The sequence below is a fragment of the Clostridium sp. LS3 genome, assembly GCF_055330225.1.
The window spans coordinates 3159550-3185947 of the sequence record NZ_CM143921.1 but is presented as its reverse complement, the minus strand read 5'-3'; the positions used below and the strand labels follow the sequence as shown (position 1 = coordinate 3185947).

Genomic DNA, 26398 nt, shown 5'->3' with positions numbered 1-26398 from the left:
ATTTCATATACATAAAGAAAACTATATGATATAATTTTAGCATAATGTATTTAATGTGCTAAGGAGAACTAGAGTTAAGCACAAAAATAAGAATTGCATTCTTATTTTTGTGCTTTTTTGTTATTAAAATATATTTTAATGGGGGTATATATATGTATGATGTTGCCATAATTGGAGCAGGAATAATAGGAGCTTCTATATTTAGAGAGCTGACTAGGTATAATTTAAAAGTAGTAGCCATTGAAAGAGAAAATGATGTAGCAATGGGAACTACTAAAGCTAATTCAGCTATAATCCACTCAGGATATGATCCTGAAAATGGAACATTGATGGCTAAGTATAATGTGAAAGGAAATGAAATGTTTGAAAAAATATGCGATGAGTTATCAGTTCCTTTTATAAGAAATGGTTCATTAGTATTGGCTTTCAATGATGATGAAATGAATTTAGTACAAGAACTATATAACAATGGTTGTAAAAATAAAGTTAGAGGATTGAAAATATTAAACACTCAGGAAGCTTTAGAAAAAGAGCCTAATTTAAATTCAAGTGTATTAGGAGCATTGTATGCTCCAACGGGAGGAATAGTTGGACCATTTGAATATACTATAGCTTTAATAGAAAATGGTATTGCAAATGGAGGAGAAATTAAATTAAGAAGTGAAGTTGTAGGAATAAGTAAAGATGATTTAGAAAATGATGTATTTAAAATTAAGATAAATGATGGAGAAGTTATAGAAACAAAATATATAATAAATGCAGCTGGGGTTTATGCAGATAAAATTCACAATATGATTTGTGAAGAAGAATTTAAAATAACTCCAATTAGAGGAGAATATTATGTAATTGATAAAAATCAAGGAAAACTATTTAATAACACAGTATTTCAATGTCCATCAAAGCTTGGTAAAGGTGTTCTTGTTACACCAACTGTGCATGGTAATTTAATAGTTGGACCAAATGCAGAAACAATTATTGATAAGGAATCCGTAAAAACAACAGATGAAGGCTTAGAATATGTAAAGGAAACGTGTTTAAAAACAACTGATAAAATTAATTTTAGAAATGTAATAAGGAATTTTGCAGGTCTTAGAGCTCATCCTGATAGTGGGGATTTTATAATTGAAGAAAATAAAAAAGTTAAGGGTTTTATAGATGTAGCAGGTATGAAATCTCCAGGATTATCATCGGCACCAGCTATAGCAATAGATATAGTAGAAATGTTAAAAGTAAGTGGACTTGAAATAAGCAAAAAACAAGAATTTAATCCATATAGAAAACAAATTAGATTTATGGAATTATCAGAAGAAGAAAAGATTGAGTTGATTAAAAAAGATAGCAATTATGGAAAAATTATATGTAGGTGTGAACAAATAACTGAAGGTGAAATTATTGATGCTATTAAAAGATGTTTTGGAAGTGTTTCCTTAGATGGTATAAAGCGAAGATGCAGACCTGGAATGGGAAGATGTCAAGGTGGTTTTTGTGGTCCACGTGTTCAGGAGATAATATCTAGAGAACTTAATCTACCTTTAGAGGATATTGTTTTAGAAAAAGATGGTTCATATATTTTGACTGGGAAATCAAAATAGGGGGGGAGAAGTATGAGATATAATTTAATTGTAATAGGTGGAGGGCCAGCAGGATTGGCAGCTGCATATGAGGCTTACTTAAATGGTGTAAGAAATATTTTAATAATTGAGAGAGATAGAGAGCTTGGAGGAATATTAAATCAATGTATCCATAATGGATTTGGGCTTCATACTTTTAAGGAGGAACTTACAGGACCAGAGTATGCGGATAAGTTTATAAAAATGGTAGAGGACGTAGATATTGATATAAAACTAGATACTATGGTATTAGAAATAGAGGAAAGTAAAAGAGTTCATGCAATAAATTCTAAAGATGGATATATGATATTAGAAGCAGAAGCAATTATATTGGCTATGGGTTGTAGAGAGAGAACAAGAGGAGCTGTGAGTATACCCGGTGATAGACCATCAGGGATATTTACTGCAGGGGCAGCTCAAAGATATGTAAATATTGAAGGATATATGCCTGGTAAAGAGGTAGTTATTTTAGGATCTGGAGATATAGGATTAATAATGGCTAGAAGAATGTCTTTAGAAGGGGCTAAAGTAAAAGCAGTTGTTGAGCTTATGCCATATTCAAATGGACTTAATAGAAATATAGTTCAATGTTTAGAAGATTACAATATACCATTATATTTATCTCATACAGTTGTTGATATAGTAGGAGATAAAAGATTAGAAAAAGTAATAATATCAAAGGTAGATGATAATAGAAAACCCATTAAAGGAACTGAAATAGAGTTTGATTGTGATACATTATTATTATCAGTTGGTTTAATACCAGAAAATGATTTATCTATAAAGACAGGTATTGAATTAGATAAAAGAACTAATGGTTTGATAGTAACAGAAAATATGGAAACAAGCGTAGATGGGATTTTTGCTTGTGGTAATGTAGTTCATGTACATGATTTAGTCGATTTTGTTACTGAAGAATCTAAACATGCTGGAAAGGCTGTTTCAAAATATTTAAATAATAATTTAAAAAAGAAAAAATATTTAAATATAAAAAATGGTAACTCTATAAATTATACAGTACCACAAAAAATTTCTATAGAAGATATGGATGATAAATTAACTATTTTTATGAGAGTAAATAATGTTTATAAAAATAAAGTTTTAGTCGTTAAGTCAGGAGATATGATAATATCAAAATTTAAAAGAAAACACTTAGCACCATCAGAAATGGAGAAAGTTATTTTAACAAAGAAGCAATTAGAAAATATCGAAGAGGATTTAATAATTTCTTTAGAGGAGGGTGAATAAAGTGGAAAAGGAGCTTATTTGTATTTGTTGCCCTATAGGATGTCATTTAAAGGTGGATGTAGAAAATAAGAAAGTCACTGGAAATGGTTGTAAAAGAGGGGAAGCTTATGGAATTGATGAAATAACTAATCCTGTTAGAATTATTACAACTACTGTGAAAATATTAAATGGAGAATTACCTGTTATTTCTGTTAAAACTAAATTAGCAATACCAAAAGCTTTAACATTTAAAGCTATGGAAGCTATTAATGGTTTAACTCTTGAAGCACCTATAAAAATAGGGGATATAATTTTAGAAAATCTACTAGGAACAGGAGTAGATGTAGTAGCGACTAAAACTATAAAAAAAGCATAATTATAATATAAATTAAAAAAAGAGTAAAATATTAAAGTTACTCTTTTTTTAAAAGCAAATAAGTAATAAAATGGTAAAATATACAAAAAATGGTTGACAATCTATTTTGGCTATAGTACCATATGTATATGGATGCAAAGAAGTCTATTCTGTAATTTGGTCACTTGGAATAGATGGAGCCAGTAGTGAACCCACTCCAATTTATATATTATAGATTGGAGTTTTTTTATTTTAATTATTAGGAGATAAATATATATGATTAATATTATTTTAGAAAACAAAAATGAGAGCAGCATTATAGAAAAAAATGAATTAGAATATGAAAATATTGTAAATGATAAAGAAGCAAGTGAAACTTTTAAAAAAAGAAGTAAGAAGAATAAAGAAAAATCCTTTTTAAAGAGGGCATTATCATTGAAAATGATAAAAAATTATATAATATTTATTTTATTAACAACAATATTTGTTTTAACTTTTCAAAGTATAAAAATAAGAGTTAGCACTGATTATATACCTACTTTATTTGGAAATACCTATTTAAATGTATTAAGTGAAAGTATGGTACCAGAGTTTAAATTAAATGACTTAGTAATTGGAAAAGTAGTTAAGGATACAAAGGAAATAAAAGTAGGAGATATAGTCACTTATAGAGATGGTAGGATGCTAGTAACTCATAGAGTTGTTGAAGTAAAAAATGGAGGCGAAGCCTTTATAACAAAAGGTGATGCAAATGAAGCACTAGATGTTAATATAGTTCCTAAAGAAAACTTAGTTTCTAAATATAAATTTAATGTTCCTTATCTAGGATATATAATAGCTAAATTTCAAGATTTAAAATTTTTGGCTATTATGGGAATAGTATTTATGTACTTTATAATGAAGGAATTAATAATAGAGATTAAAAAGGTAAAGAAAAATAAAAATTTTCAATTAAATAATTAATAAGTCAATCTTAATGGGACTTTGAAGCATAATCTGTATATGGTCACTTGGATTATGTGGAGTTAATAGTGAATCCACACCATTAATATTATATAAAAAATATATTTTAATGGAGGATTGTTTTATGAATAAGAAAATTGCAGCTTTACTATTAGCTGCCGCTTTAACAACTGGTATGGGGGGATTTGGTACTTATGCATATTTTACAGATAGTGATACATTAACTGATAATGTAAACATCACTATGGGTACATTAGATGTAGATGCATATTGGGCTACAGATGCTGGAAAAGATACATGGAAAGCAACATCAAAAGATACAGAAGTAAAATCAACTACTGCAGAAACACTAACATTTGAAAATGTTAAGCCTGGAGATACATTTGAGAGAGATGTAGTTATAGCTAATTATGGATCATTAAAAGCTGATATTTCAGTACAATTAAAGAAGGAATTACCAAGTGGGTTAACTGTTGAATTAATAAATGTTGGCTCACAAACTGGAAAAGTTCAAGTAGATCCTAATCATCCGGATAGATGGTATGAAAATGCTGTTGGAGCAAATGGTGGCTTTATAAGGGCTACAGTTAAGGTTACAGTTGATCCTACTTTAGGTAATGAATGGATGAACAAGGCATTTACTTTAGATGCTAACGAATTTATAGTTGTTGGTGCTCATCAAACAATTTATTAATATAAATAAGATAAGGATGCAGGTTTTGCATCTTTATTTTACTATATAGGAAATTATATTTTTGAAATCTGTGGATAAATTATTTATAGCATATAAGTTATTAAAGTTAGCCCTTGTGATTACGCAAATATCATATCAACAAAAAACTCTAACAGAGACTATTATCTAAAATATATTTCTCAATATTTGAATAAAATCTATCTTTATTGAATAATTTAGTAAAATGAGTGAAAAATATAAATATTTAAGAGGGGTGAATATGTTATTTAAGAAGTTATTAAATAGTGTGTGCTTAGCTTTAGTTATTGTTAGTTTAAGTAAGAATATTTATGAAACAAAAGCTTATTCTTTACAAGATGGTGTAGTATTAGAAGTGGTTGGAGAAGGTTATGAAAGCATATTTAATGAAGAAAAAGATGGGCTATGGGCTCCAGGAGATACAAAGACAAATTCATTTATAGTATATAATAATTCTTCAAATGATATAAAGCTAGAGATGATTACTTTTGAAAATAACATAAATTATGAAGGAAATGATGATAAGAATATATTAGTAAAAAATTCATCAATAAAAATTACTGATGAAAATGGCAAGGTTTTATATACAGGAAGTTTAGAAAATCTATTTAATAAATATGAGATGATAAATGATGATGTAATAATACTATCAGGAGAAAATGAAAAATTAAATATGACAATTAATATAAATGAAAATCTAGGTAACGAAGCACAAGATGTATATAAAAACTTAAAGTTTTTAATAAATTATAGTAACTTAAATAGATATACAAATAAAAATGATAGAACTAATAAAAATTTACCTGAAACAGGAAGTGAAATTAATTCAAGTCTGTTACTAGGTATAGGTAGTTTATTATTAGTTGAAGGTATATTTATTTTAAAGAGGAAAAAAACACAGGTATAAGTTGTTAAATATATTGAATTATTTAAGATTAAGATACTAAATATAATTTTAGTATCTTATTTTTTACAACAAATACGAATAATGATTATGTATAATTGACAAATTTACGTACTAGGGATAAAATTATAATAACTTTTTAGGTTATATAAAAAATTATAATGAATTTTGATAGGAGTTGAAATTAATGAAAGCCATTTTAACAGTAATAGGAAGAGATAAAGTTGGAATAGTAGCAGGAGTTAGCAATGAGTTGCTAAGATTAAATATAAATATATTAGATGTAAATCAAACTATAATGGATAAGTATTTTACTATGATAATGATGTTGGATTTAAAGGAAGCTAATTCAGATTTTGATAAAATTAAAAGTTCACTTCTAGATAAAGGAGAAGAACTTGGGGTAGATGTTAAAATTCAAAGAGAAGAAATATTTAACTCAATGCACACTTTATAATTGGGGGCGAAGTAATGAAGAGTAATAATATATTAGAAACTATAAAGATGATAGAGGAAGAAAAGCTTGATATTAGAACAATAACAATGGGAATTTCTTTATTAGATTGTATAGATTCAGATGGAGATAAGGCGAGAGAAAAAATTTATAATAAAATAGTTACATCTGCTAAGGATTTAGTTAGAGTTGGAAAGGAAATCGAAAATGAATTTGGTATTCCAATAGTAAATAAAAGAGTTTCTGTAACTCCGATATCAATAATTGCAGGAGCAACTGATGAAGAAGATTATGTAAAGTTTGCACAAACTCTAGATAAAGCTGCTGAAACCTTAGGAATAGACTTTATAGGAGGATTTTCAGCACTAGTACAAAAAGGTTATACAAAAGGTGATAAAATCTTAATAAAATCAATACCAGAAGCTTTAGCTAAAACTAGTAAGGTTTGTTCTTCTGTAAATGTTGGATCAACAAGATGTGGAATAAATATGGATGCAGTTAGAGAAATGGGAGAAATTATAAAAGAAACAGCAGAATACACCAAGGATACAAAAGGTTTTGGATGTGCTAAATTAGTAGTATTTTGTAATGCTGTTGAAGATAATCCTTTTATGGCTGGAGCATTTCATGGAGTTGGAGAAGCTGATAAGGTTATAAGCGTCGGTGTAAGTGGTCCTGGAGTTGTACAAAGAGCATTAGAAAAGGTTAAAGGAGAATCCTTTGATGTAGTTTCAGAAACTATAAAGAAAACTGCATTTAAAATTACAAGAATGGGACAATTAGTTGCACAAGAGGCCTCTCAAAGATTAGGAGTGCCATTTGGTATAGTAGATTTATCTTTAGCACCAACACCTGCTGTTGGAGATTCTGTTGCACATATATTAGAAGAAATGGGACTTGAAGTAGTTGGAACTCATGGAACCACAGCAGCTCTTGCATTATTAAATGATGCAGTTAAAAAAGGTGGAGTTATGGCATGTAGTCATGTAGGTGGACTAAGTGGAGCATTTATACCAGTTTCAGAGGATGCAGGAATGATAGATGCAGTTTTAAATGGATCATTAAACTTAGAAAAATTAGAAGCTATGACTGCTATATGTTCAGTTGGATTAGATATGATTGCAGTACCTGGAGATACGCCAGCAGAAACAATAGCGGCTATGATTGCAGATGAATCAGCAATAGGAATGATTAATAATAAAACTACAGCAGTAAGAGTTATACCAGCACCAGGTTGCAAGGTAGGAGATTTAGTTGAATTTGGAGGACTACTAGGAACTGCTCCTGTAATGCCTGTAAATAAATATTCATCCTCTCTATTTATACAAAGAGGTGGAAGAATACCTGCACCAATTCACTCATTTAAAAATTAATAGATATTTATGGATAATTATAATTTTAAAATATAATTATCCATTTTTTATTATAGAAAGTTAAAATATAACTTTACTAAAAATATATTGTATAGAATTTAATAAATATGTAGATTAATAATCTATAATAGATTTATAAAAATGATTATAGCGGTTATTTGAATATGTATTATTATAAAAAACTAAATATTATAGTCTTAATTCTTTTATTTAAGTTAGATTAATACTAATTTTACTTATATCAATAAATATAGTACTATTTAATTGAATTTATAATACTCATTAAAAATTGTATAGAGGAGTATTATAAATAAAGTGTTTTAAGGTATATACGGGGGAGTATTATATGAGAAATTTAAAGGCTTTATCAAAGCAAGGGTCTAATATTAAACCCAATGAAGATAAATTAACTATAGTTGATGGGGCTGCATGGATATTAGATGGAGCAACAGGATTGACAGGTAAAAGGATTACTGAAAAGGAAACTGATGCATTATGGTATGTTGAAGCTTTAGATGATTACTTAAGAAATAATATAAATAGTTCTATGGACATTAAAGAGATAATAAAAAATGGTGTCAAAGAAGTAAAAGCAAGGTATTCAATGTATAATGGATTTAGTGATTTAGATGAGGTAGATTATCCTTGCGCAGCATTAGCTTTAGCAAGATTTGATGATAGAGAATTAGAGTATTATGTAATTGGTGATTGTACTTTAATTTATAGTGAAGATAATGGTCAGATAAAAGAGGTTGTTGATAAAAGATTAATAGAATTAGAGGAAAATATATTAATAAAAATGTGTGAAGTTAGTAAAATAAATAATATATCAGTTTTAGAGTCAAGACAATACTGTAATGATGAGGTAATTAAAGTAAGAAAATTAAAAAATAAATTAAATGGATATTGTATATTAGAGTTAAATGAAGATATCGTAGATAATGGCATATTTAGTAAAGTACCTATAAATAGAGAACTTAATATTTGTATTACTTCAGATGGATTTTCGCAGTATTATGATACATTTAACTTAACAAGGGATTATAAAGAATTTATAAGATTGGTAAAAGAAAATAATATAGAAGATTTATTTAAAGGGTTAAGTGAAGAGCAAGAAAAGGATAGTGAGTGTACGCATTATCCAAGGTTAAAGAAAAAAGATGATTCAAGTATCATTTATTTTGAACTATAAAATTTACAAATTGGATAAATATGGTGTATAATTAATAGGGAATAATTAGCAAAAGAGAAGGCGATAAATAATGCTTTCTCTTTTGTTTTAGGGGGAAATTATGAGGTGCGTTGTAATACACGGTAGTCCAAGAAGAGGTAATACTTGGACTGTATTAAACTTAGCAAGAGATGAAATGAAAAAGTATGGTGAAATTGAGTTTGTAGATATTGAATTAAGGAAAGAAAATATACCATATTGTAATGGTTGTTTTGCATGTATTTATAAAGGTGAAGATAAGTGTCCACACAATGAAAAAATAAATAACATAGTAAAGGAAATTGAAAATTCAGATGCTGTTATAATGACTTCACCTGTTTATTCAATGCAAGTTAGTGGACTTTTAAAAACATTCATAGATCATATGTCTTATAACTTTCATAGGCCCAAATTCTTTACAAAAAAGGCTTTAGTGATTACTACTACTGCAGGGGCAGGACATAAAGTTTCAGCAAAATACATTAAGGATGTTTTATATTATTGGGGATTTAATCTTGTAGAAATGATACCAGTAGCATATAGGGGAACAGAACTAAGTAATAAAAATATAGAAAAAATAAAATATATATCTAGAAATTTTAGTAAAGACTTAGTATCTAAAAAAATACACAAACCAAAAGTAAAATCTATCTTTATGTATAATTTATGGAGAAGATATAGTGAAGTACCTTTTAAAGAAGGAGATGCAGATTATAGATATTGGGAGAATTCAGAGCTTTCAAAATTTGTTTATCATCCAGATATTGAAATTGGAATTTTTAGAAGAGTAATAGGTAACTTTACTTATAATATTATTGGAAGTAGCAATAAAAAGTAGTATAATTTGGGGGCTTAGTAATGGATATAATAAACGAAATATATTTAGAATGCAGTAAACTATGGTGGCAAGCTGATAGAAATTTCAAGTTAGATATGAAGAAATATACAAAGATAGATAAGAAAAATAAAGAAAATAAATTAGATAAATATATAGATTTAATAATTCAAAAAATAAAGGACTTTCCACAGGAAGATAATAAAAAGGAAAAGTGGAAAAATGATTTTGATAAAATCATAGATGATTTCATTGAAAGTGAAGAAGATGCTTTTAAACTTGGAATAATAAATAAAAATCTAAAGAATGATTTCTTTAATAGTACTAAAAGCTTTATAAAAGAAGCAAAAAGGTTTAATAAGAGCTTAAGTTATAGTGATATAGGACAGGCTATGAGGAATGTTTGGATAATAAATATTCTTCAGGCATCATTTGGGCAGAAGGTAGAATTTTCTAAAGCTATCTTTGGATATAGTATGCTATATCCATATACAGATAATTATTTAGATAATATAGAAATAGATATAAATAAAAAAGAAAAATTTAATTATAATTTAAAAAAACGCTTAAAAGGAGAGCTTATAGAAGATAAAAATTCTTATGAAGAATCGGTTTATACATTAGTTAGTTGTATAGAGGAAATATTTAAAAGAGATGTTTATACTGAGTTATATGAATCTTTACTTTTAATTCATGAAGGGCAAATAAAAAGCCTAATACAACAAGAAGGGAATAGTATTCCTTATGAAGATGATATTTTAGGTATATCTATTGAAAAAGGAGGCTCATCAGTATTAGTAGATGGATTTTTAACAAAGGGAAAACTTGATAAAGAGGAAGTATCATTTTGTATTTTTTATGGATTTTTACTTCAGATTGCAGATGATTTACAGGATTTAAAATTAGATATAAAAAGTAACCATATAACTATAATGTCTCAGTTAGCACCTAAATATAAATTAGATAAAATATCAAATAAATTAATAAATTTTACATTAAAACTATTAAGAGATGCTAATTGCTTCAAGGGAGAGAATATAGTTGAATTAAAGGAGCTTATAAAAACAAATTGTATAATGCTTATATTATTTTTAGTAGTATTAAGTAAAGATTTTTTTACAAATGAATATATAAATATTATAGAAGAATATCTTCCGTTTTCAATTAAATATATAGAGAGTATAAAATTTAAACTTAGAAAGAAATTTAGAAAAATAGAATTTGAAGAAGCAGTTAATTATATATTAGATATTAATTAAAAAGCAGCTAAAGTAATTTACTTTAGCTGTTTTTGATTTTGTCATCAACTGATGGCAAAGCAATATAATTTTTAACTGTTTCAAGAACTGAATCTTCTCCAACATAAACAATTATATCTTGTGAATGTATTTTAAAGTAAGGACCTGGAGATAAGAACAAATCACCATCTCTTTTTACAGCAATTATTGTAGCCTTCGTATTATGCCAAAAGTTAAGTTCACCTATACTTTTATCTACTGCAAAACTATCTTTTTCTACTATACTTTCAAATGGAATAATAGAGCCTACATTTCTTAATTGAGTAGCAAACTCTATTATTGAATTAATATTTTTTTCAAGCTTCGCATCAATCTCTTTTCTTTGTTTTATTAAGTCGAAGGTTTCACTATTTAAGTAAGTAAAATCAGACTTTGTTTTGAATTTATTTAAAAATTCTTTAGCTGAATATTTATCATTTATAATAATGCCACTTTTTTCATTTATAGTAACAACATTCATATCTTTTAATAATGCTAAGGATCTTCTGATAGTTTCAGGAGACACATTATATATACTAACTAAAGTTGTTCTTCCTGTGATTTTACTGCCCTCTAAAAATTCATTATTAATTATTCTATAAGCTATATCCATGGCTATTTTTATATAGTTAGGTGTTTTTGTTTGCTTAGACAATACTAACATCTCCTTCCAGTAAAGATTCTAACATACAATATAAGAAAGTAAAATACTTATAGAGAGTTATAATTTATAAATATGTATATAAGTTCTATTAAAGTTTCTAGATTTAATATAGCATTTCAATTTTTGTAAGTTATATAGTTATAAGATGAGTTTAAAGAACCTATATATGTAAAATTAAAAACTATATTATTCTAATTCATCATTAAACTTGTATTTTGAATTTTAACTATTGATTTTAATTTAAATATAGATAATGTAGAATATTAATTAGAACATATATATAACCTATTTCTATAAGTAGAATAAATACTAAATTTATAGTAAATAATTGGAATATAATATATTTTAAAGTGTTGATCGGACTAAATATTTTAAAATATATTAATTTATAGGTTTTATATAATTGAATTTAAAATTTAATTAGCCTATAATTAAGGCATTAGTTGAATTTAGAGGTACTGCTATGAATAAAAATTTAGAGTTAGAAAAAAATATATTAAAGGGAAAAAGGGAAAAGATAACAAATGAGCTTTTAGAGAAAAGAAAAAATCATGAAATTATAGAAAAGAAATTAAGAACTTTAACAAAAGAGTCAAAAGGAAATTATAATGAAGAAAAAGAAACTACAGAAAAAATATACTCTGTATTAAAAAAAGATATAAAGAATTATGAGGAAGCTTTAAGGGTTCCTTATTTTGGCAGAGTTGATTTTAGAGAATTAAGAGGGGAAGACGAAAGTATATATATAGGTAAACAAGCTGTAAGTTCAACTTTAGATGGCGAGGAAATAGTTGTTGATTGGAGAACACCAGTAGCAGATTTATACTATAGTGGAACTGGAGGTTACGCATATTATAAATCTCCAGTTGGAATTATAGAAGGTAATTTGTCTTTAAAAAGAAAATTCCTATTTAAAGAAGATTCATTAACAGATATATTTGACGAAGGAATAAATGAAATAATAATAAAAAGTAGTGATGAAGGTAGTGACTTAGTAGATGAATTTTTAAAAATAAATCTTGAAGAAAGTAGAGGGAAAAAACTTAAGGAAGTTGTTGCTACAATACAAAAAGAACAAAATGATATTATAAGATGGCCTAAAAATCTACCGATCATAGTCCAAGGTTCAGCTGGTTCAGGGAAAACTACCATAGCTTTACATAGATTAGCATATTTAATATATAGGTATTCTGAAACTATAAAAGGAAAGGATATATTAGTTTTAGCACCTAATAAACTGTTTTTAGATTATATTTCTGATATATTACCTAACTTAGGTGTAGATGAGGTAAAACAAACAACTTTTCAGGAATTAGTATTAAAATACTTAAAGCTTAAAACAAAGGTTAAAGGAAAAGACGAGAAGTTAAAAGAACTTATAGAATCTACTGATAGTGAAAGATGTAAGTTTATAGCAAACTCATCTAAAATAAAGGGAACATTAACTTTTAAAACAATTATAGATAGATATATTGCTTTATTAGAAGGAGATTCTGTTGACATAACAGATATAGTTATATGCGATTATATATTATTTAATAAAAGGGAAATAATGAGGCTTTATCTTAAGGATTTAAAAAGTTATCCAATAAATAAAAGAAAAGATGAAATTAAAAGGTATCTAAGTTTAAAGCTTAAAGAGAAGATAGAAATACTTTGTCTGCAAATTGATTTAGAGTGGGATGCTAAAATTAAAAATATAAAGCTTAAGTTAGAGGATGGGGAAGAGAGAAGAAAGAAATTAATAGAAGTATATGCTAAAAGAGATGAAATAAAAAATAACATAAGGAATAATTCAAAAAAAGAAATTAATGAGTACTTTAAAAAATGGAGAGGAATAACTTCTAGAGAGATATATATAGATTTATTTAGAAATAAAGAGTTTTTTGAACTTGCAACTTTAAATAAAATACCTAAAGAACTATCTGAATTTATGAAAGATGAAGTTATAGGTAATTATGAAAAAGGTCTTATAGATGAAGATGATTTAGTACCACTTTTATATATCAATATGCTATTAGAGGGAGTCGAAGAAAAAGATAAATATACTCATATAGTAGTTGATGAAGCTCAAGATTATAGCCCATTTCAAATTTACTTAGTAAATCATTTTACTAAGGGAAATTCTCTTACGTTAGTTGGTGATATAGCTCAAGGAATATACTATTATAAGGGAATAAAAAATTGGAGTGATATAGTAGATAAAGTCTTTAATGGTAAGGCAACTTATATGCAGTTAACACAGAGCTATAGATCAACCGTTGAAATAATAGATTTTGCAAATGGTGCTTTAAGTTCACAAAAATTAGACTTAAAGAGTGCAAAGCCTGTATTAAGACATGGAGAAGCACCAAAAATTATTAAATGTATTAATGAAAAAGAAGCAGTACAAAATATAAATAATATAATTACAGAGATTATAAATAATGATAAAAGTAGTATAGCTATTATTACAAAGGGATTAGAAGAAGGAAAAATATTAGAAAAGCTTATAAAAAAACATTCAACATATAAAGCAACTCTTATAAAGGGGAATGAAAAAGAGAATAAAGATAATATTTTAATAATTCCATCTTATTTAACAAAAGGCTTAGAATTTGATGCAACAATTATATATAATCCAAGTGATACTAACTATAAGGATATTCTTTTAGATCAAAGACTATTATATGTTGCTTTAACAAGAGCATTGCATTATGAATATATAATAGAAATCGATAATATAACAGAAATGATAAAATAGAAAGTTTTTTGTAGAGTAGTTTAAAGTTTAGGCGAAAGTATATACTAAATCGTCAAATTTGATAATTGTTTGACAAAACTCTTTATGATAAAATATTTCTAGAATACATGCACAGAAAAGATTAAACTCGGAGGTAGGTATATGTTACAAGAAAAATTAAAAAATAATATTTATTGGATAGGTGTAAAAGATCCAGAGTTAAGAGTATTTGATATAATAATGGAAACAAAAAAAGGAACAACCTATAACTCTTATGTAATAAATGATGAGAAAGTAGCCATAGTTGATACAGTAAAGACTGGTTTCTATGATGAATTTAAAAAGAATTTAAAAGATATAATTGGAGATAAAAAAGTAGACTATGTAATAGTTCAACATACTGAGCTAGACCATAGTGGTTCATTAATAAAACTAATAGAAGATTATCCAGAAATTAAGGTAGTAGGATCTAAAGCAGCATTAAATTACTTAAAGAATATATTAAACAGAGATTTTAATACTTTAGAAGCAAAAGAAGAAATATCTCTTGGAGAAACAACACTTAAATTTATAAATGCTCCAAACTTACATTGGCCAGATACTATATTCACATATGTAAAGGAAAGGAATTTATTATTTACATGTGATTTTACAGGTTCTCATTATTGCCCAGAAGGTGGAATAACTGAAAGCTTAAATGAAGAATATTTTGTAGAAATGGAATATTACTTTAATTGTATTATGGGACCATTTAAGAGATTTGTTTTAATGGGACTAGAGAAAATAAAAGATTTAAATATTGAAGTTATAGCACCAAGCCATGGACCAGTTCATGTTGCAAATATAGATAAAATATTAAACTTATACAGAGCATGGGCAACAGAAGCACCTGTAGATAATAAAAAAGTAGAAATTTTCTATATTTCTGCTTATGGAAATACAGAGGTTATAGCTAACTTTATGAAAGAGAAGCTAGAAGAAAAGGGATTTAAAGCTGATGTTACAGAGATAACAAGTATTCCTCTAGAAGAAAGTATATCAAAAATAGAAAAAGCAAAAGGATTTATGGTTGGTTCTCCAACTATTAATCAAGATGCAGTAAAGCCTTCTTGGGACTTACTATCATTAGTTAATCCAATTATAAATAGAGGAAAAGCAGCTGTAGCTTTTGGATCTTATGGTTGGAGTGGTGAAGGAGTTAAGATGCTAACTGCAAGATTAAAGGATTTAAAGCTTAAAGTTGTAGATCCAGGATTATCATTCTGCTTTGTACCATCAGAACAAGATTTTAAAAATGCAGAGGAAATGGTAGATAAATTTATAAAATTAATGTAATAATCTTAAGGACGTATGATTTTGAAATCATACGTCCTTTATTTTTAGAATAAGATTAAAGTGCTAGTATAAATAAATTCTCATATACATCTAATAGGTTAAATGTATAGAAACTAAATTAAATTTAAAAAACTATTCCCTAAACAAACACATTAAGAATATCTATATAATAAATACTAAAAAAGGGGGGAAACTGCTTCTTAATAATTGCATTATGCAATTTGTAAGATAGGAAATATATGAGAAAAGAATTGACTTCACAAGATGTAAAATTTAATTTTAATTTTAAAGAAGGGAATTTCAAGGGGAGTGTAACAAAAATTCCTGAAATAGATAGTGAGTATGAAAAAATCGGAAGAGCTCTTAGTATAGATAAAGAAGGATACAATCTTTATTTAATAGATTCATTTTCTAAAGAAAAACTAAAGAAGCTAAAAGATTATATAGAGGAGCAGTATAAATATCTGAAACCTCCAAAGGATATTTGTTATGTTACAGTAGAGGATGATAAGAAGCCAGAAGTTTTATTTGTTAATAATGGAAGAGGTAAAAAGTTAAAAGATACTGTTGAAGAAATAAGAAAGTATTATATAGAAATAGTAGAAGAATTTTATAACTCTTCTACTGACAATGAAAAAGATGAGATTATAGAAGAAATACAAGGGAAAAGAAATGATTATATAAGTGAATTAATTGAGATGGCAAAAAAAGACGATTTTGAAGTTAAAGTTACGAATAAAGGATTTGCATTTATTCCTTTAATAAATGAAAAAGTGATTAGTGAGAGAGAATATGATAACTTAGAAAAAAATAAAAAAGAGGCCATAGTTGCAAAAGCGTCAATTTTAAAGAAAAAAGCAGAGATAGTCTTAGGAAAGCTTAAGGATATAGAGAGTAAATCCATTAAAAAACTTAAAGAAATATATAGTAATTTTTTAGCAAGTGAAATGGAAGTCTATAAGGATGAAGCTTTAATGGGATTTATAGATGATGATAATGCATACGAGTATTTAGAAAAATTATTTATATCTATTGAAAAAGATATTATAAATTGTTATACAATGGATATGGATGAAGATGAAGAACAACTTTATGAAGTTATAAACAAATATAATATACATTTGTTAGTAGATAACAGTTTAAGATATACTCCACCAGTTATATACGAAGAAGACCCAAATGTAAATAATTTAATGGGACTTATAGAATACGAAAATCGTAATGGAGTTTATACTACAGATATATCTTTAATAAATGCAGGTACCTTATTAAAAGCAAATGAAGGTTGTTTAATATTAAGAGTAAATTCTCTTGCTAACAATGCGTACGCATACTATCATCTAAAAAAGGCATTGATGTCTAATAAAATAAAATATGATATATCAAAATCATATGTTGAATTAATATCAATTAATGGATTAAAGCCACAACCTATATCTATAGATGTTAAAGTTATATTAATTGGAGACCAAGAAACTTATGACACATTGTATAGTTTAGATGAAGACTTCGGAAAATTATTTCCTTTAAGAGCAGAATTTAATCCTATAGTTGAAGTAAACGAAAATGCTAGTTCTTATATAAATAAGTCAATATTAAGAAAAATAAAAGAAAATAATCTTATGCCTATTACAGAAGATGGAGTAAATGAAGTAATAAAATATTTATCTAGAATGGCAAGTAGCAAGACAAAAGTAAATATAGATACTATGGAAATAGAAAAATTAATAATTTTATCAAACGATAATGCTAAAATTAGAAAATCATCAATGATAGAATCGAGAGATATAATAGAAATTGCTTATGCTACAGAAAGAATAGAAGATGAATATGATACGCTTTATAAAGACAATAAGATCTTAATATCCGTTGTTGGTAATCGAGTTGGAGTTATAAATGCTTTGGCTGTTCTAGACACTGGTTACCATTCTTTTGGAAAGCCAATGAGAATAACTTGTATTGCCCAAAAGGGAAGTGGAAGAATTATAGATATCCATAAAGAGAGTAGGTTAAGTGGAAAAATACATGAAAAATCAATAAATATACTAAAGGGACTTTTAAATAATATATTAAATCCATATGAAGAGCTTCCTATAGACTTTTATTTAAGCTTTGAACAAACTTATGGCTTAATAGATGGTGATAGTGCATCAGTTGCAGAAGTTATATGTATTCTGTCCGCTTTAAGTAAAAGACCAATTAAACAAAATATTGCAGTAACAGGATCTATAAATCAATTAGGAGAAGTCCAAGCAATAGGTGGAGTAAATGAAAAGATAGAAGGATTTTTCAGGGTTTGTAATTTTTTAGATAGGGTTAACAATAAAGGTGTGTTAATACCTTCATCAAATAAGAACGAACTAATATTAATTCCAGAAATTGAAGAAGCCATAGAAAAAGGGGATTTTCATATTTATATAATGGATGATTTAAATGATGCAATAGAAACTTTAATCTTGAATAAAGATGAAACCTTAGAAGAGTTTTATTTAAGTATAAAATTAGAAATTGAAAAATATAAAAAAAATAAAGACAAAAAAGAAGAATAGGATTAATGAAAGAAGAATTAACAATGATTAATATATGTTAATTCTTTTTTATATATAGAAAGAATTATAAATTTGTAAAAAATGTATTATTTCATTTGACTATGAATAAACTAATATGTTAAAATTATGGAAAAAGAAGGAAAAACAAAACAGAATACATTTGAGGAGGTGAAATACTCTAAAGTAAATAACTTTAGGGTGATTTATATGTATCTAAAATTCGACAAAAAAGAAGACAAACTAATTGTTAGCTTAATGGGAGAATTGGACCATCATAGTGCTGAAGAGGTAAGGGTTAAGATAGATGATAGAATAGATAGAGATAACATAAAAAAAGTTATATTAAATTTTAATGGGGTAACATTTATGGATAGCTCAGGTATAGGTGTTGTAATAGGAAGATATAAGAAAATGCAAAATAGAAATGGAAAGCTATGTGTAGCAGAAATTAGTAGGACTGTAAATAAAGTTTTTGAAATATCAGGTATGTATAAAATTATTGATATATATAGTAATTTAAGTGAAGCAGTAATACGTATTTAATGGAGGGTTTAAAATGGTAGATAATAAAATTAGTATAGAATTAATGAGTAAATCCCAAAATGAAGGATTTGCAAGGGTTTCAGTTGCTGCATTTGTATCCCAATTAGACCCAACCTTAGAAGAATTAACAGATGTAAAAACAGCGGTATCAGAAGCTGTAACAAATTGTATAATACATGGTTACGAAAATAAAAAAGAGGGAACAATTAAAATAGAAGCTAGTATAAGTGGAGATGAAATAACTATAAGCGTCGAGGATTTTGGTAGAGGAATAAAAGATGTAGAAAGAGCAATGGAGCCATTATACACTTCAAAACCGGAATTAGAAAGGTCTGGAATGGGATTTACAGTTATGGAAACATTTATGGATAGCTTAGAAGTTAAAAGTGAAGAAGGTAAAGGAACTAAAGTTGTAATGAAGAAGAAATTCAACATAGTAAGTTAGGTGAAGTATATGGAGAATGGAAGTGTAAGAAAAGGGGTATATAATTATGAAGAAAATTCACAATTGATACCTCTAGCCAAAGCAGGTAATCAAGATGCAATGAATAAAGTCATTGAAATGAATTTACCTCTTGTATCATCCATTAGTAAAAAATTTCTTAATAGGGGGTATGACTACGAAGATATTTTTCAAATAGGATCTATAGGACTAGTTAAAGCTATAAATAACTTTGATGATAAGTTTAATGTTAAATTTTCTACCTATGCAGTTCCTATGATAATAGGTGAAATAAAGAGGTTTATAAGGGATGACGGAATAATTAAAGTTAGCAGAAATGTAAAAACCTTAGCAAGGAAGTTACATTTTGACAAAGAACAATTAACTAAAAAATTAGATAGAGAACCAACAATTGAAGAATTATCTGAATTTTCAGGTGTTGATAAAGAAGAAATATTATTTGCGATAGAATCTTCAGCTAGTATGCAATATTTATATGATACTATTCACCAAGATGATGGAGCGCCTGTTTTACTTATAGACAAACTAAGCGAAAAGGGTGAAGACGATAGTGATATGATAAATAAAATTGCACTAAAAGAAGCTTTAAGAAGTCTTGATAGTAAGTCAAGGCAAATAATAATGCTCAGATACTTTAAAGATAAAACTCAAGTACAGGTAGCAAAAATGCTTGGAATAAGTCAAGTTCAAGTATCTAGAATAGAGAAGAAAGTGTTAGTTTTGATGAAGCAAAAGCTACAAGAATAAAAAAATAAAAATACTAATGACAATAAAGGAATAAAAAAATGAATAAAGTATATTAAAAATCTTTTGAAACAAAATCAAAAGATTTTTTGTTTTTTTCAAAGATATTCCAGTGTTATATTCGTAGTAATTGGAATAATAAAATTATACATATTTAGAAAGGAGTAATAAATATGGCTAAAAAGAAGACACCTAATGAACAACAGATAATGGATAAATTTCAAACTATAGCTAATCAGACTAATCCTAAACCTAAGCTAGTTAGAAATTGTGTAAGAGCATTTTTGGTTGGAGGTGCAATTTGCACAATTGGTCAGATTTTACAAACACTTCTAATTAAATATGGATTTCTAGAAGATGATGTAAAAATGATATTACCGATAATAATGGTATTTTTAGGAGCTTTATTAACTGGAGTTGGTATATATGATAAAATAGCCTCATTTGGAGGTGCGGGAACAGTAGTTCCAATAACAGGATTCTCAAATGCTATTGTAGCACCAGCTATAGAATTCAAAAAAGAAGGTTTCGTATTTGGTGTAGCTGCAAAAATGTTTACCATAGCAGGACCAGTATTAGTATATGGTATAGGAAGTTCAGTAATAGTAGGTATTATTTATTACTTTATTAAACTATTAACATAAGAAAGGTGAATTGCTATGAGTGATAAAAATTTAAATATAAAAAAGGTTGGAAAGCAAACTGTAAAGCTTCAAAACCCTCCTAAAATAATAGCAACGTACTCTATTGTTGGACCTAAAGAAGGCGCTGGCCCATTAAGCAGTTATTTTGATGAAATATTAAATGATGATATGTTTGGAAAAGAAAGTTATGAAAAAGCTGAAAGTGAAATGATGTACACAGCAATAATGGGAGCAATAAATCGTGCAAATTTAAAAGAAGAAGATATAGACTATTTGTTTGCTGGAGATTTATTAAACCAATTAACATCTTCATCTTTTGCTGCGAGAAAATTAAATATACCGTTTTTTGGATTGTATGGAGCATGTTCAACAATGTCAGAATCATTAAGTATAGCTTCTATGATGATGGATGGTGAATTTGCAGACTATGTTGTAGCTTCAACATCTTCACATTTTAGTTCTGCAGAAAGACAGTTTAGATTTCCTTTAGAATATGGAGCACAAAGAAGTCCGCTTGCTCAATGGACAGTAACAGGCTCAGGAGCAATGGTGTTAGGTAAAGAAGGAAATTTCCCAGAAGTAACTTATATAACTACAGGGGTTGTTAAAGATTATGGAATAAAGGATGCTAATAATATGGGAGCAGCTATGGCTCCAGCTGCTGTAGATACCATGGCAATGCATTTTAAAGATACAGGAAGAGATCCTAAGTTCTATGATATAATAGCTACAGGTGATCTGGGTAAAGTTGGAAAGGAAATTACTTGTAAGTTATTATTAGAGTATGGTTATGATATAAGAGAAAATTATGTAGATTGTGGAGATATGATATTTGATGATGACATTCAAAATACAGATTCAGGTGGAAGTGGTTGTGGATGCTCTGCCGTAGTTTCTTCAGGGTGTTTCTATAAAAAGTTAATGAGAAAAGAAATAAAAAATCTATTGTTAATTTCTACAGGGGCATTAATGAGTACAACTTCATCACTACAAGGTGAAAGTATTCCAGGAATTGCACATGCAGTAGCTATAGAGTTTAAAGAAGAATAGAAGGGAGAAACTAATATGGAATATGTAAGTGCCTTTATTGTAGGCGGAATAATATGTGTACTAGGTCAAATACTTATGGATACAACTAAGTTAACTCCAGCAAGAATATTAGTAATTTTCGTAACAGTAGGAACTATATTAGGCGCATTCGGTATATATGATAAATTAGTTGCTATAGGAGGAGCAGGGGCTACAGTACCTTTACCTGGCTTTGGGAATACTCTTGCTAAGGGAGCATTAAAAGCTGTAGATGAAAAAGGATTAATTGGTGCTTTTATTGGAGGCATAACAGGAACAGCAGCAGGTATAACGGCAGCAATTTTCTTTGGATATATAATGGCCTTAATATTTAATCCAAAAACAAAGTCTTAATATATAATTATAGAAAATATTGCAAATTAATACTTTAAAAAATTAACCTAACAACTTATACTATAAGATGTTAGGTTTTTTATTATAGAAAATTAAGTAGAAAAGATGATATAATTAAAATAAGTATAAAAATAATAGGAATAAATGGCGGATTTTTGAAATAGGGAGGGGAATAATGAAAAAGTACTACGGAAATACCTGGTTAAAAGTAGTTGAATTATTAGAGAGCAATATTTATAAAGGTCTTTACCAATATGATTGTGATATTAGAAAAAGTGAGAACGGAGATAATAAAATTTATTTACCATATTCTAGAGGAAAAGTAAAATTAATATTAGATATATTTAAACAAAAGTATCTATATGTATTCTTAGCATTTATAATTTTCTTTTTACTAAACAAATTTAATATTATGGCAATATTAACAATACTATTATTATTACTTAATTTAGGTTTGAAATTTCATCATGAATTATCTAAGGAAAAAGAGATAGAGATTTTACAAAATCTAAATACATCACAAGTATTAGTTTTAAGAGAAGGTGTTGAGAGATTAATAGAAGCTGAGGATTTAGTTACTGGAGATATAGTATATTTTAGAAAAAATTCATTAATTGCAGCAGATATTAGAATTATAGAAAGTGAAAATATTAAGGTTGATGAAAGAAGTATAACTGGAGATAAATTCTTAAAAGATAAATATTCTGTTAAGTTGGATGGTGAAGTTACATCTATAGGAGATATAAATAATATGCTTTTTAGAGGCTCTTTAGTAAAAGAAGGTTCTGGAAAAGGTATTGTTGTAGAAACAGGTAATAACACTCAACTAGGTAAATTAATTAGAATAATAGATAATTCAAAAAGTAAAAAAGATATTACTATAAATAAAATAGAAGAAATGATATTTAAAATAGGATTATGCTTAATTCTGATACAGACTATCTTAGCTGCTATATTTCCAGGGAAATTAATAGAGAAAAAACAGCTATTTGCACAGGGGATATTTGCTATAATTTGCATATTTATACCTCTAATAATAACATACTATGGAAAATATATAAAAAATAAAATGTTAGAAGATGAAATTGAGTTAACTAATTTTTCATCTTTAGATTTAGTTGATAATCTAAAAATAATATTTTTAGATAAAGTAGGAACCATAACAAAAAAGGAATTATACTTAGATAAACTTTATACAAATGAACAAATATATAATGCTAATTCAATAGAGAAAAGTGATATAAATATAAAAAGACTTTTAGATATATCTATTCTTTGTAATAATGCAAAATATAATAATGAAAATAATTGGTCTAAGGGAGATATGTTTGAAATTGCATATGTAAAATATGGAGTTGAAAACTCAATTTTTAAGGCGAATTTAGAGAATAAGAATAGAAGAAAGTTTGAAATGCCAAGAGATTCTAATAAGAATATGGTAACAACAGTAAACAAAAATAGAAATGGTTATAGAGCAAATAGTAGAGGAAATTTAGAAACTATATTAAGTTCTTGTACTCATATTCTTATTAATGGAATAGAAAAAGAACTTACTTCAGAAGATATAATAAAAATTAAGCTTGCAGATTTAAACTTTTCTAAAGAAGGGCTAATAACAGAAGGCTTTGCTTATAGAAGCTTTAGCTACGAGCCGTCAGAACATGAAAATGTAGAGAGTAACTTAGTTTTTGTTGGAATTATGGCATTAGCAAATCCTTTAGTTGATGAAGTTGCTGATGAGATTCAATATCTTATAGATAATGAAGTTTTACCAATAATATTCACTGATGATAATAAAATTTCAGCAGAAGTACTAGGAAGGAAAATAGGACTTATATCTTCTTCAGAGCAAATATCATCAGGAGTTGAATTAGATTCATTAAGTAACGAGGAGATACTTAAGGTTGTATCTAAAACAAGAATTTTCTGTAAGCTTAATCCAGAACAAAAACATAAAATAGTGTCTTTATATAATATGGATGAATATAAGTTCGCGATAGAGGGAGAAACATTAGGCGATATTTCTCTTATAAGCCTAGCTCAAATTGGTATAGTAAAAGGAAAAATATCAATGCTCTTAAAGAAAATAGGAGATATATATACTGAGAAAAGTAGTATTAAAGCATTTCTTAAGTTAAAAGAGGAACATAAAGAAGTAGAAAATGGAGTAAATAAAGGTGTAAGTATATATGTTTTAACAATATTAACAGAAATAGCATTTTTTAATGCAAAGTATTTTTTTACAAATGGAGTTGGCGTAGATGAATACTTTATAATACTAATGAATTTCTTACTTCTTTCACCTATAATACTTATAAACATGATATATGGGAATGTTAATTTAAGAGGTAAAAAATTAGTTATAAAAGGTATTTTATTTTCTATTATTCCTGTAGTAGCAAGTTATTTTATAAAGGATAATTATGATGTTATAGGATTTTTATTGATAGGTATTATGCTTATAATTGATACATTAGTTAATAGTAAAATCTTTAAAAGAGGAAGATGCAAAGGGGTAAAACTATTTTTAATATCTATTTTAATTTATATAGCATCTATATTCTTATTAACCTTCTTACAGGGATTTTCTTATTCCATTTTAGTAATTATTGTAATATTTTGGTTAACAATTATTTTCTTATTAGGAGATATAATTATAAAAAAATGGTAAAACTTATTAAATGAGGTGATGCCATTTGAATTATGAAGAAAAGATAAATATACTACCATATATATTTTTAATCTTTATTCTATCTACTTATATATTTACGCTTTCATATAAAAACAAGTGGCTAGCAATATTAATTGCTAGCTGCTTTTTTATAATACTCATATATAAAACTGAACTTAATTTTTCAATTATAATGCTGATATTTTTCTTTATACCAATAGTAAATAATATTCATTATAATGATATAGATATAATAGGAAATGAAGAAGTTAGAATAACATCAATAAACTCATACGGAGCAATAGGAGAAGTAAAGGGGAGAAAAGCATATTTATCTGGCAATATAAAAGGTATTAGTTTAGGAGATAAGCTTATATTAAACAGTGATTTTGAAAAGGAATTAAATAGAGAAAAAGGTATAATTGGGGAATATAAAGTTAAGAGTTTTAAAAAATTAGATATAGATTTAAAGGCTAAAATATATAAACTAAGAGAGAAGATATTTGATATATTAAAAGAGAAACTTGGCTATAGAAGAGCTGCTATAGTAACATCAATATCATTTGGCTATACTGAATTTCTTGATAGAGAAGACAAAGAAAATATGAAAAGTCTAGGAGTGCTTCATGCTATATCTGTATCTGGTCTTCATATGGTGCTAGTTTATTCAATATTAAAAAGAATATTTGGAGAAAAAATAGCTCCATTTATTTCAATAATATATGTGATATTTACAGGGGCAGCCTTATCGACAGTAAGAGCATATATAATGATGTTGTGTATGACCTTTGCAACACCACTAAAAAGAAATTATAACCCACTTGCAGCATTATCTATTTCTGGAATCATAATAACTTTATTTAAGCCTTATAGTATCTTTGAAGTAGGATTTCAGTTAAGCTTTTTAGCGACTCTTGGAATAATATTATTTAATAAGACTCTAAATAAAAAGTTATATAAAATACCTAAATTCTTAAGAGAAGGAATAGCTATATGTATATCATCACAAGTTTTTACATTTCCAATATTGGTAGGTTGCTTTAGGGAATTTTCATTAGGATTTTTATTAGGTAATTTAATATTATTACCACTAATTAATATAGTTGTAGTATTAGGAAATATACTAGCTTTAGTAATGAACTTTGAAATATTATTTAATTATATTGCTTTTTTAATTTATTATGTGACTATGTTTATAGATATAGCAACTGAATGGTTACTTAATATAACACCTAATTATATATATCTAAATGAAATTATAAATATAAGTTATATGATTATGTTAATTACAGTATATTTTTATAAAAAAGGATATAAAAAGGTGATATACTTTCCTACAGTTATACTAATGTATTATTACATGCTAATATATAGTCCGTTTCCTAAAATTGAATATTTTAAAGAAGGCGCTATTTCATTAAGTTACAAAGGAGAAAGAGCTGTATTTGGATTAAAAAGTGGTATAGATTTAGAGAAAATTAAATTAATCACTTTATCTAAAAATGCATATAAGGATTTTAATAATATAAATATAAGTAGTGAATTTAAAATATTAAAATATAATAAGGATATAGTGCTAAAAGGAAAATATAAGACCTATTTAATCAAGACATCAACAGGGAAAAATACTACTGATTATGATATAATAGATTTTAAATCAGGAAATTACAATAAAATAATTTTACTGAAAAATAAGGTTTTAGTATTAGATTAAGGGAAGG

The 26398-nt window shown here is 26.9% G+C and carries 23 protein-coding genes and 2 riboswitches; of the genes, 22 read left to right on the top strand and 1 reads right to left on the bottom strand.

The features are described from left to right. Positions 1-152 precede the first annotated feature (152 nt). The 11 genes from ACZJV1_RS14995 (at position 153) to ACZJV1_RS14945 (ending at position 10902) form a co-directional block, all read left to right on the top strand. Positions 153-1592, top strand: a complete 1440-nt coding sequence (locus tag ACZJV1_RS14995) for an FAD-dependent oxidoreductase (protein WP_463650651.1) — start codon at positions 153-155, stop codon at positions 1590-1592. A 12-nt stretch (positions 1593-1604) separates the two neighbouring features. Beyond that, on the top strand, positions 1605-2858 hold the full coding sequence (locus ACZJV1_RS14990; protein WP_463650650.1) for an NAD(P)/FAD-dependent oxidoreductase: 1254 nt from the start codon (positions 1605-1607) through the stop codon (positions 2856-2858). Position 2859: 1 nt separating this feature from the next. Beyond that, the gene (locus ACZJV1_RS14985) at positions 2860-3213 is read left to right on the top strand and encodes a DUF1667 domain-containing protein (RefSeq protein WP_460286798.1); all 354 of its coding nucleotides are present in this window, start codon (positions 2860-2862) and stop codon (positions 3211-3213) included. A gap of 121 nt (positions 3214-3334) precedes the next feature. Then, positions 3335-3419, top strand: a riboswitch (cyclic di-GMP riboswitch). 49 nt (positions 3420-3468) lie between these two features. Continuing rightward, positions 3469-4155, top strand: coding sequence for a signal peptidase I (locus ACZJV1_RS14980; protein WP_463650649.1), 687 nt, complete (start codon positions 3469-3471; stop codon positions 4153-4155). Between the two features lie 6 nt (positions 4156-4161). Then, positions 4162-4245, top strand: a riboswitch (cyclic di-GMP riboswitch). 34 nt (positions 4246-4279) lie between these two features. Continuing rightward, entirely contained in the window at positions 4280-4849 is a 570-nt protein-coding gene (locus ACZJV1_RS14975) for a TasA family protein (RefSeq protein WP_463650648.1), read from the top strand. A gap of 259 nt (positions 4850-5108) precedes the next feature. Then, positions 5109-5774: an LPXTG cell wall anchor domain-containing protein gene (locus ACZJV1_RS14970; RefSeq protein ID WP_463650647.1), complete on the top strand. Its 666-nt coding sequence runs from the start codon at positions 5109-5111 to the stop codon at positions 5772-5774. 184 nt (positions 5775-5958) lie between these two features. Then, a complete protein-coding gene (locus ACZJV1_RS14965) occupies positions 5959-6228 on the top strand; it encodes an ACT domain-containing protein (protein ID WP_411168674.1) in 270 nt (89 codons plus the stop codon). A gap of 14 nt (positions 6229-6242) precedes the next feature. Continuing rightward, positions 6243-7598, top strand: coding sequence for a DUF711 family protein (locus ACZJV1_RS14960; protein WP_463650646.1), 1356 nt, complete (start codon positions 6243-6245; stop codon positions 7596-7598). A gap of 346 nt (positions 7599-7944) precedes the next feature. Continuing rightward, positions 7945-8790 carry a protein phosphatase 2C domain-containing protein gene (locus tag ACZJV1_RS14955; protein WP_463650645.1) on the top strand — a complete coding sequence of 282 codons (846 nt, stop codon included), beginning with the start codon at positions 7945-7947 and terminating at the stop codon, positions 8788-8790. A 100-nt stretch (positions 8791-8890) separates the two neighbouring features. After that, complete coding sequence (locus ACZJV1_RS14950) at positions 8891-9646, top strand: flavodoxin family protein (protein ID WP_463650644.1); 756 nt, start codon at positions 8891-8893, stop codon at positions 9644-9646. Positions 9647-9666: 20 nt separating this feature from the next. After that, positions 9667-10902: a hypothetical protein gene (locus ACZJV1_RS14945; RefSeq protein ID WP_463650643.1), complete on the top strand. Its 1236-nt coding sequence runs from the start codon at positions 9667-9669 to the stop codon at positions 10900-10902. A 22-nt stretch (positions 10903-10924) separates the two neighbouring features. On the opposite strand, the gene ACZJV1_RS14940 is transcribed toward ACZJV1_RS14945, so the two are convergent. Further along, entirely contained in the window at positions 10925-11575 is a 651-nt protein-coding gene (locus ACZJV1_RS14940) for a GntR family transcriptional regulator (RefSeq protein WP_411168670.1), read from the bottom strand. A 472-nt stretch (positions 11576-12047) separates the two neighbouring features. On the opposite strand from ACZJV1_RS14940, the gene helD reads away from it, so the two are divergent. The 11 genes from helD to ACZJV1_RS14885 all read left to right on the top strand — a co-directional run bounded on the left by helD (position 12048) and on the right by ACZJV1_RS14885 (position 26391). Beyond that, on the top strand, positions 12048-14327 hold the full coding sequence (helD, locus tag ACZJV1_RS14935; protein ID WP_463650642.1) for an RNA polymerase recycling motor HelD: 2280 nt from the start codon (positions 12048-12050) through the stop codon (positions 14325-14327). Positions 14328-14468: 141 nt separating this feature from the next. Beyond that, the gene (locus tag ACZJV1_RS14930) at positions 14469-15641 is read left to right on the top strand and encodes an FprA family A-type flavoprotein (protein WP_463650641.1); all 1173 of its coding nucleotides are present in this window, start codon (positions 14469-14471) and stop codon (positions 15639-15641) included. 239 nt (positions 15642-15880) lie between these two features. Further along, a complete protein-coding gene (locus tag ACZJV1_RS14925; RefSeq protein ID WP_463650640.1) occupies positions 15881-18190 on the top strand; it encodes an AAA family ATPase in 2310 nt (769 codons plus the stop codon). A 207-nt stretch (positions 18191-18397) separates the two neighbouring features. Further along, positions 18398-18733 carry an anti-sigma F factor antagonist gene (spoIIAA, locus tag ACZJV1_RS14920; protein ID WP_463650639.1) on the top strand — a complete coding sequence of 112 codons (336 nt, stop codon included), beginning with the start codon at positions 18398-18400 and terminating at the stop codon, positions 18731-18733. A 13-nt stretch (positions 18734-18746) separates the two neighbouring features. Then, entirely contained in the window at positions 18747-19178 is a 432-nt protein-coding gene (spoIIAB, locus tag ACZJV1_RS14915) for an anti-sigma F factor (RefSeq protein WP_411168666.1), read from the top strand. A 9-nt stretch (positions 19179-19187) separates the two neighbouring features. Next, positions 19188-19943, top strand: a complete 756-nt coding sequence (sigF, locus tag ACZJV1_RS14910) for an RNA polymerase sporulation sigma factor SigF (RefSeq protein WP_411168665.1) — start codon at positions 19188-19190, stop codon at positions 19941-19943. Between the two features lie 170 nt (positions 19944-20113). After that, positions 20114-20584, top strand: a complete 471-nt coding sequence (gene spoVAC, locus ACZJV1_RS14905) for a stage V sporulation protein AC (RefSeq protein ID WP_322545759.1) — start codon at positions 20114-20116, stop codon at positions 20582-20584. Positions 20585-20599: 15 nt separating this feature from the next. Then, complete coding sequence (spoVAD, locus tag ACZJV1_RS14900) at positions 20600-21634, top strand: stage V sporulation protein AD (protein ID WP_411168664.1); 1035 nt, start codon at positions 20600-20602, stop codon at positions 21632-21634. A gap of 15 nt (positions 21635-21649) precedes the next feature. Then, entirely contained in the window at positions 21650-22006 is a 357-nt protein-coding gene (spoVAE, locus tag ACZJV1_RS14895; protein ID WP_463650638.1) for a stage V sporulation protein AE, read from the top strand. Positions 22007-22181: 175 nt separating this feature from the next. Further along, entirely contained in the window at positions 22182-24677 is a 2496-nt protein-coding gene (locus tag ACZJV1_RS14890; protein ID WP_463650637.1) for a P-type ATPase actuator domain-containing protein, read from the top strand. Between the two features lie 25 nt (positions 24678-24702). Further along, positions 24703-26391: a ComEC/Rec2 family competence protein gene (locus ACZJV1_RS14885; protein WP_463650636.1), complete on the top strand. Its 1689-nt coding sequence runs from the start codon at positions 24703-24705 to the stop codon at positions 26389-26391. Positions 26392-26398 lie beyond the last annotated feature (7 nt).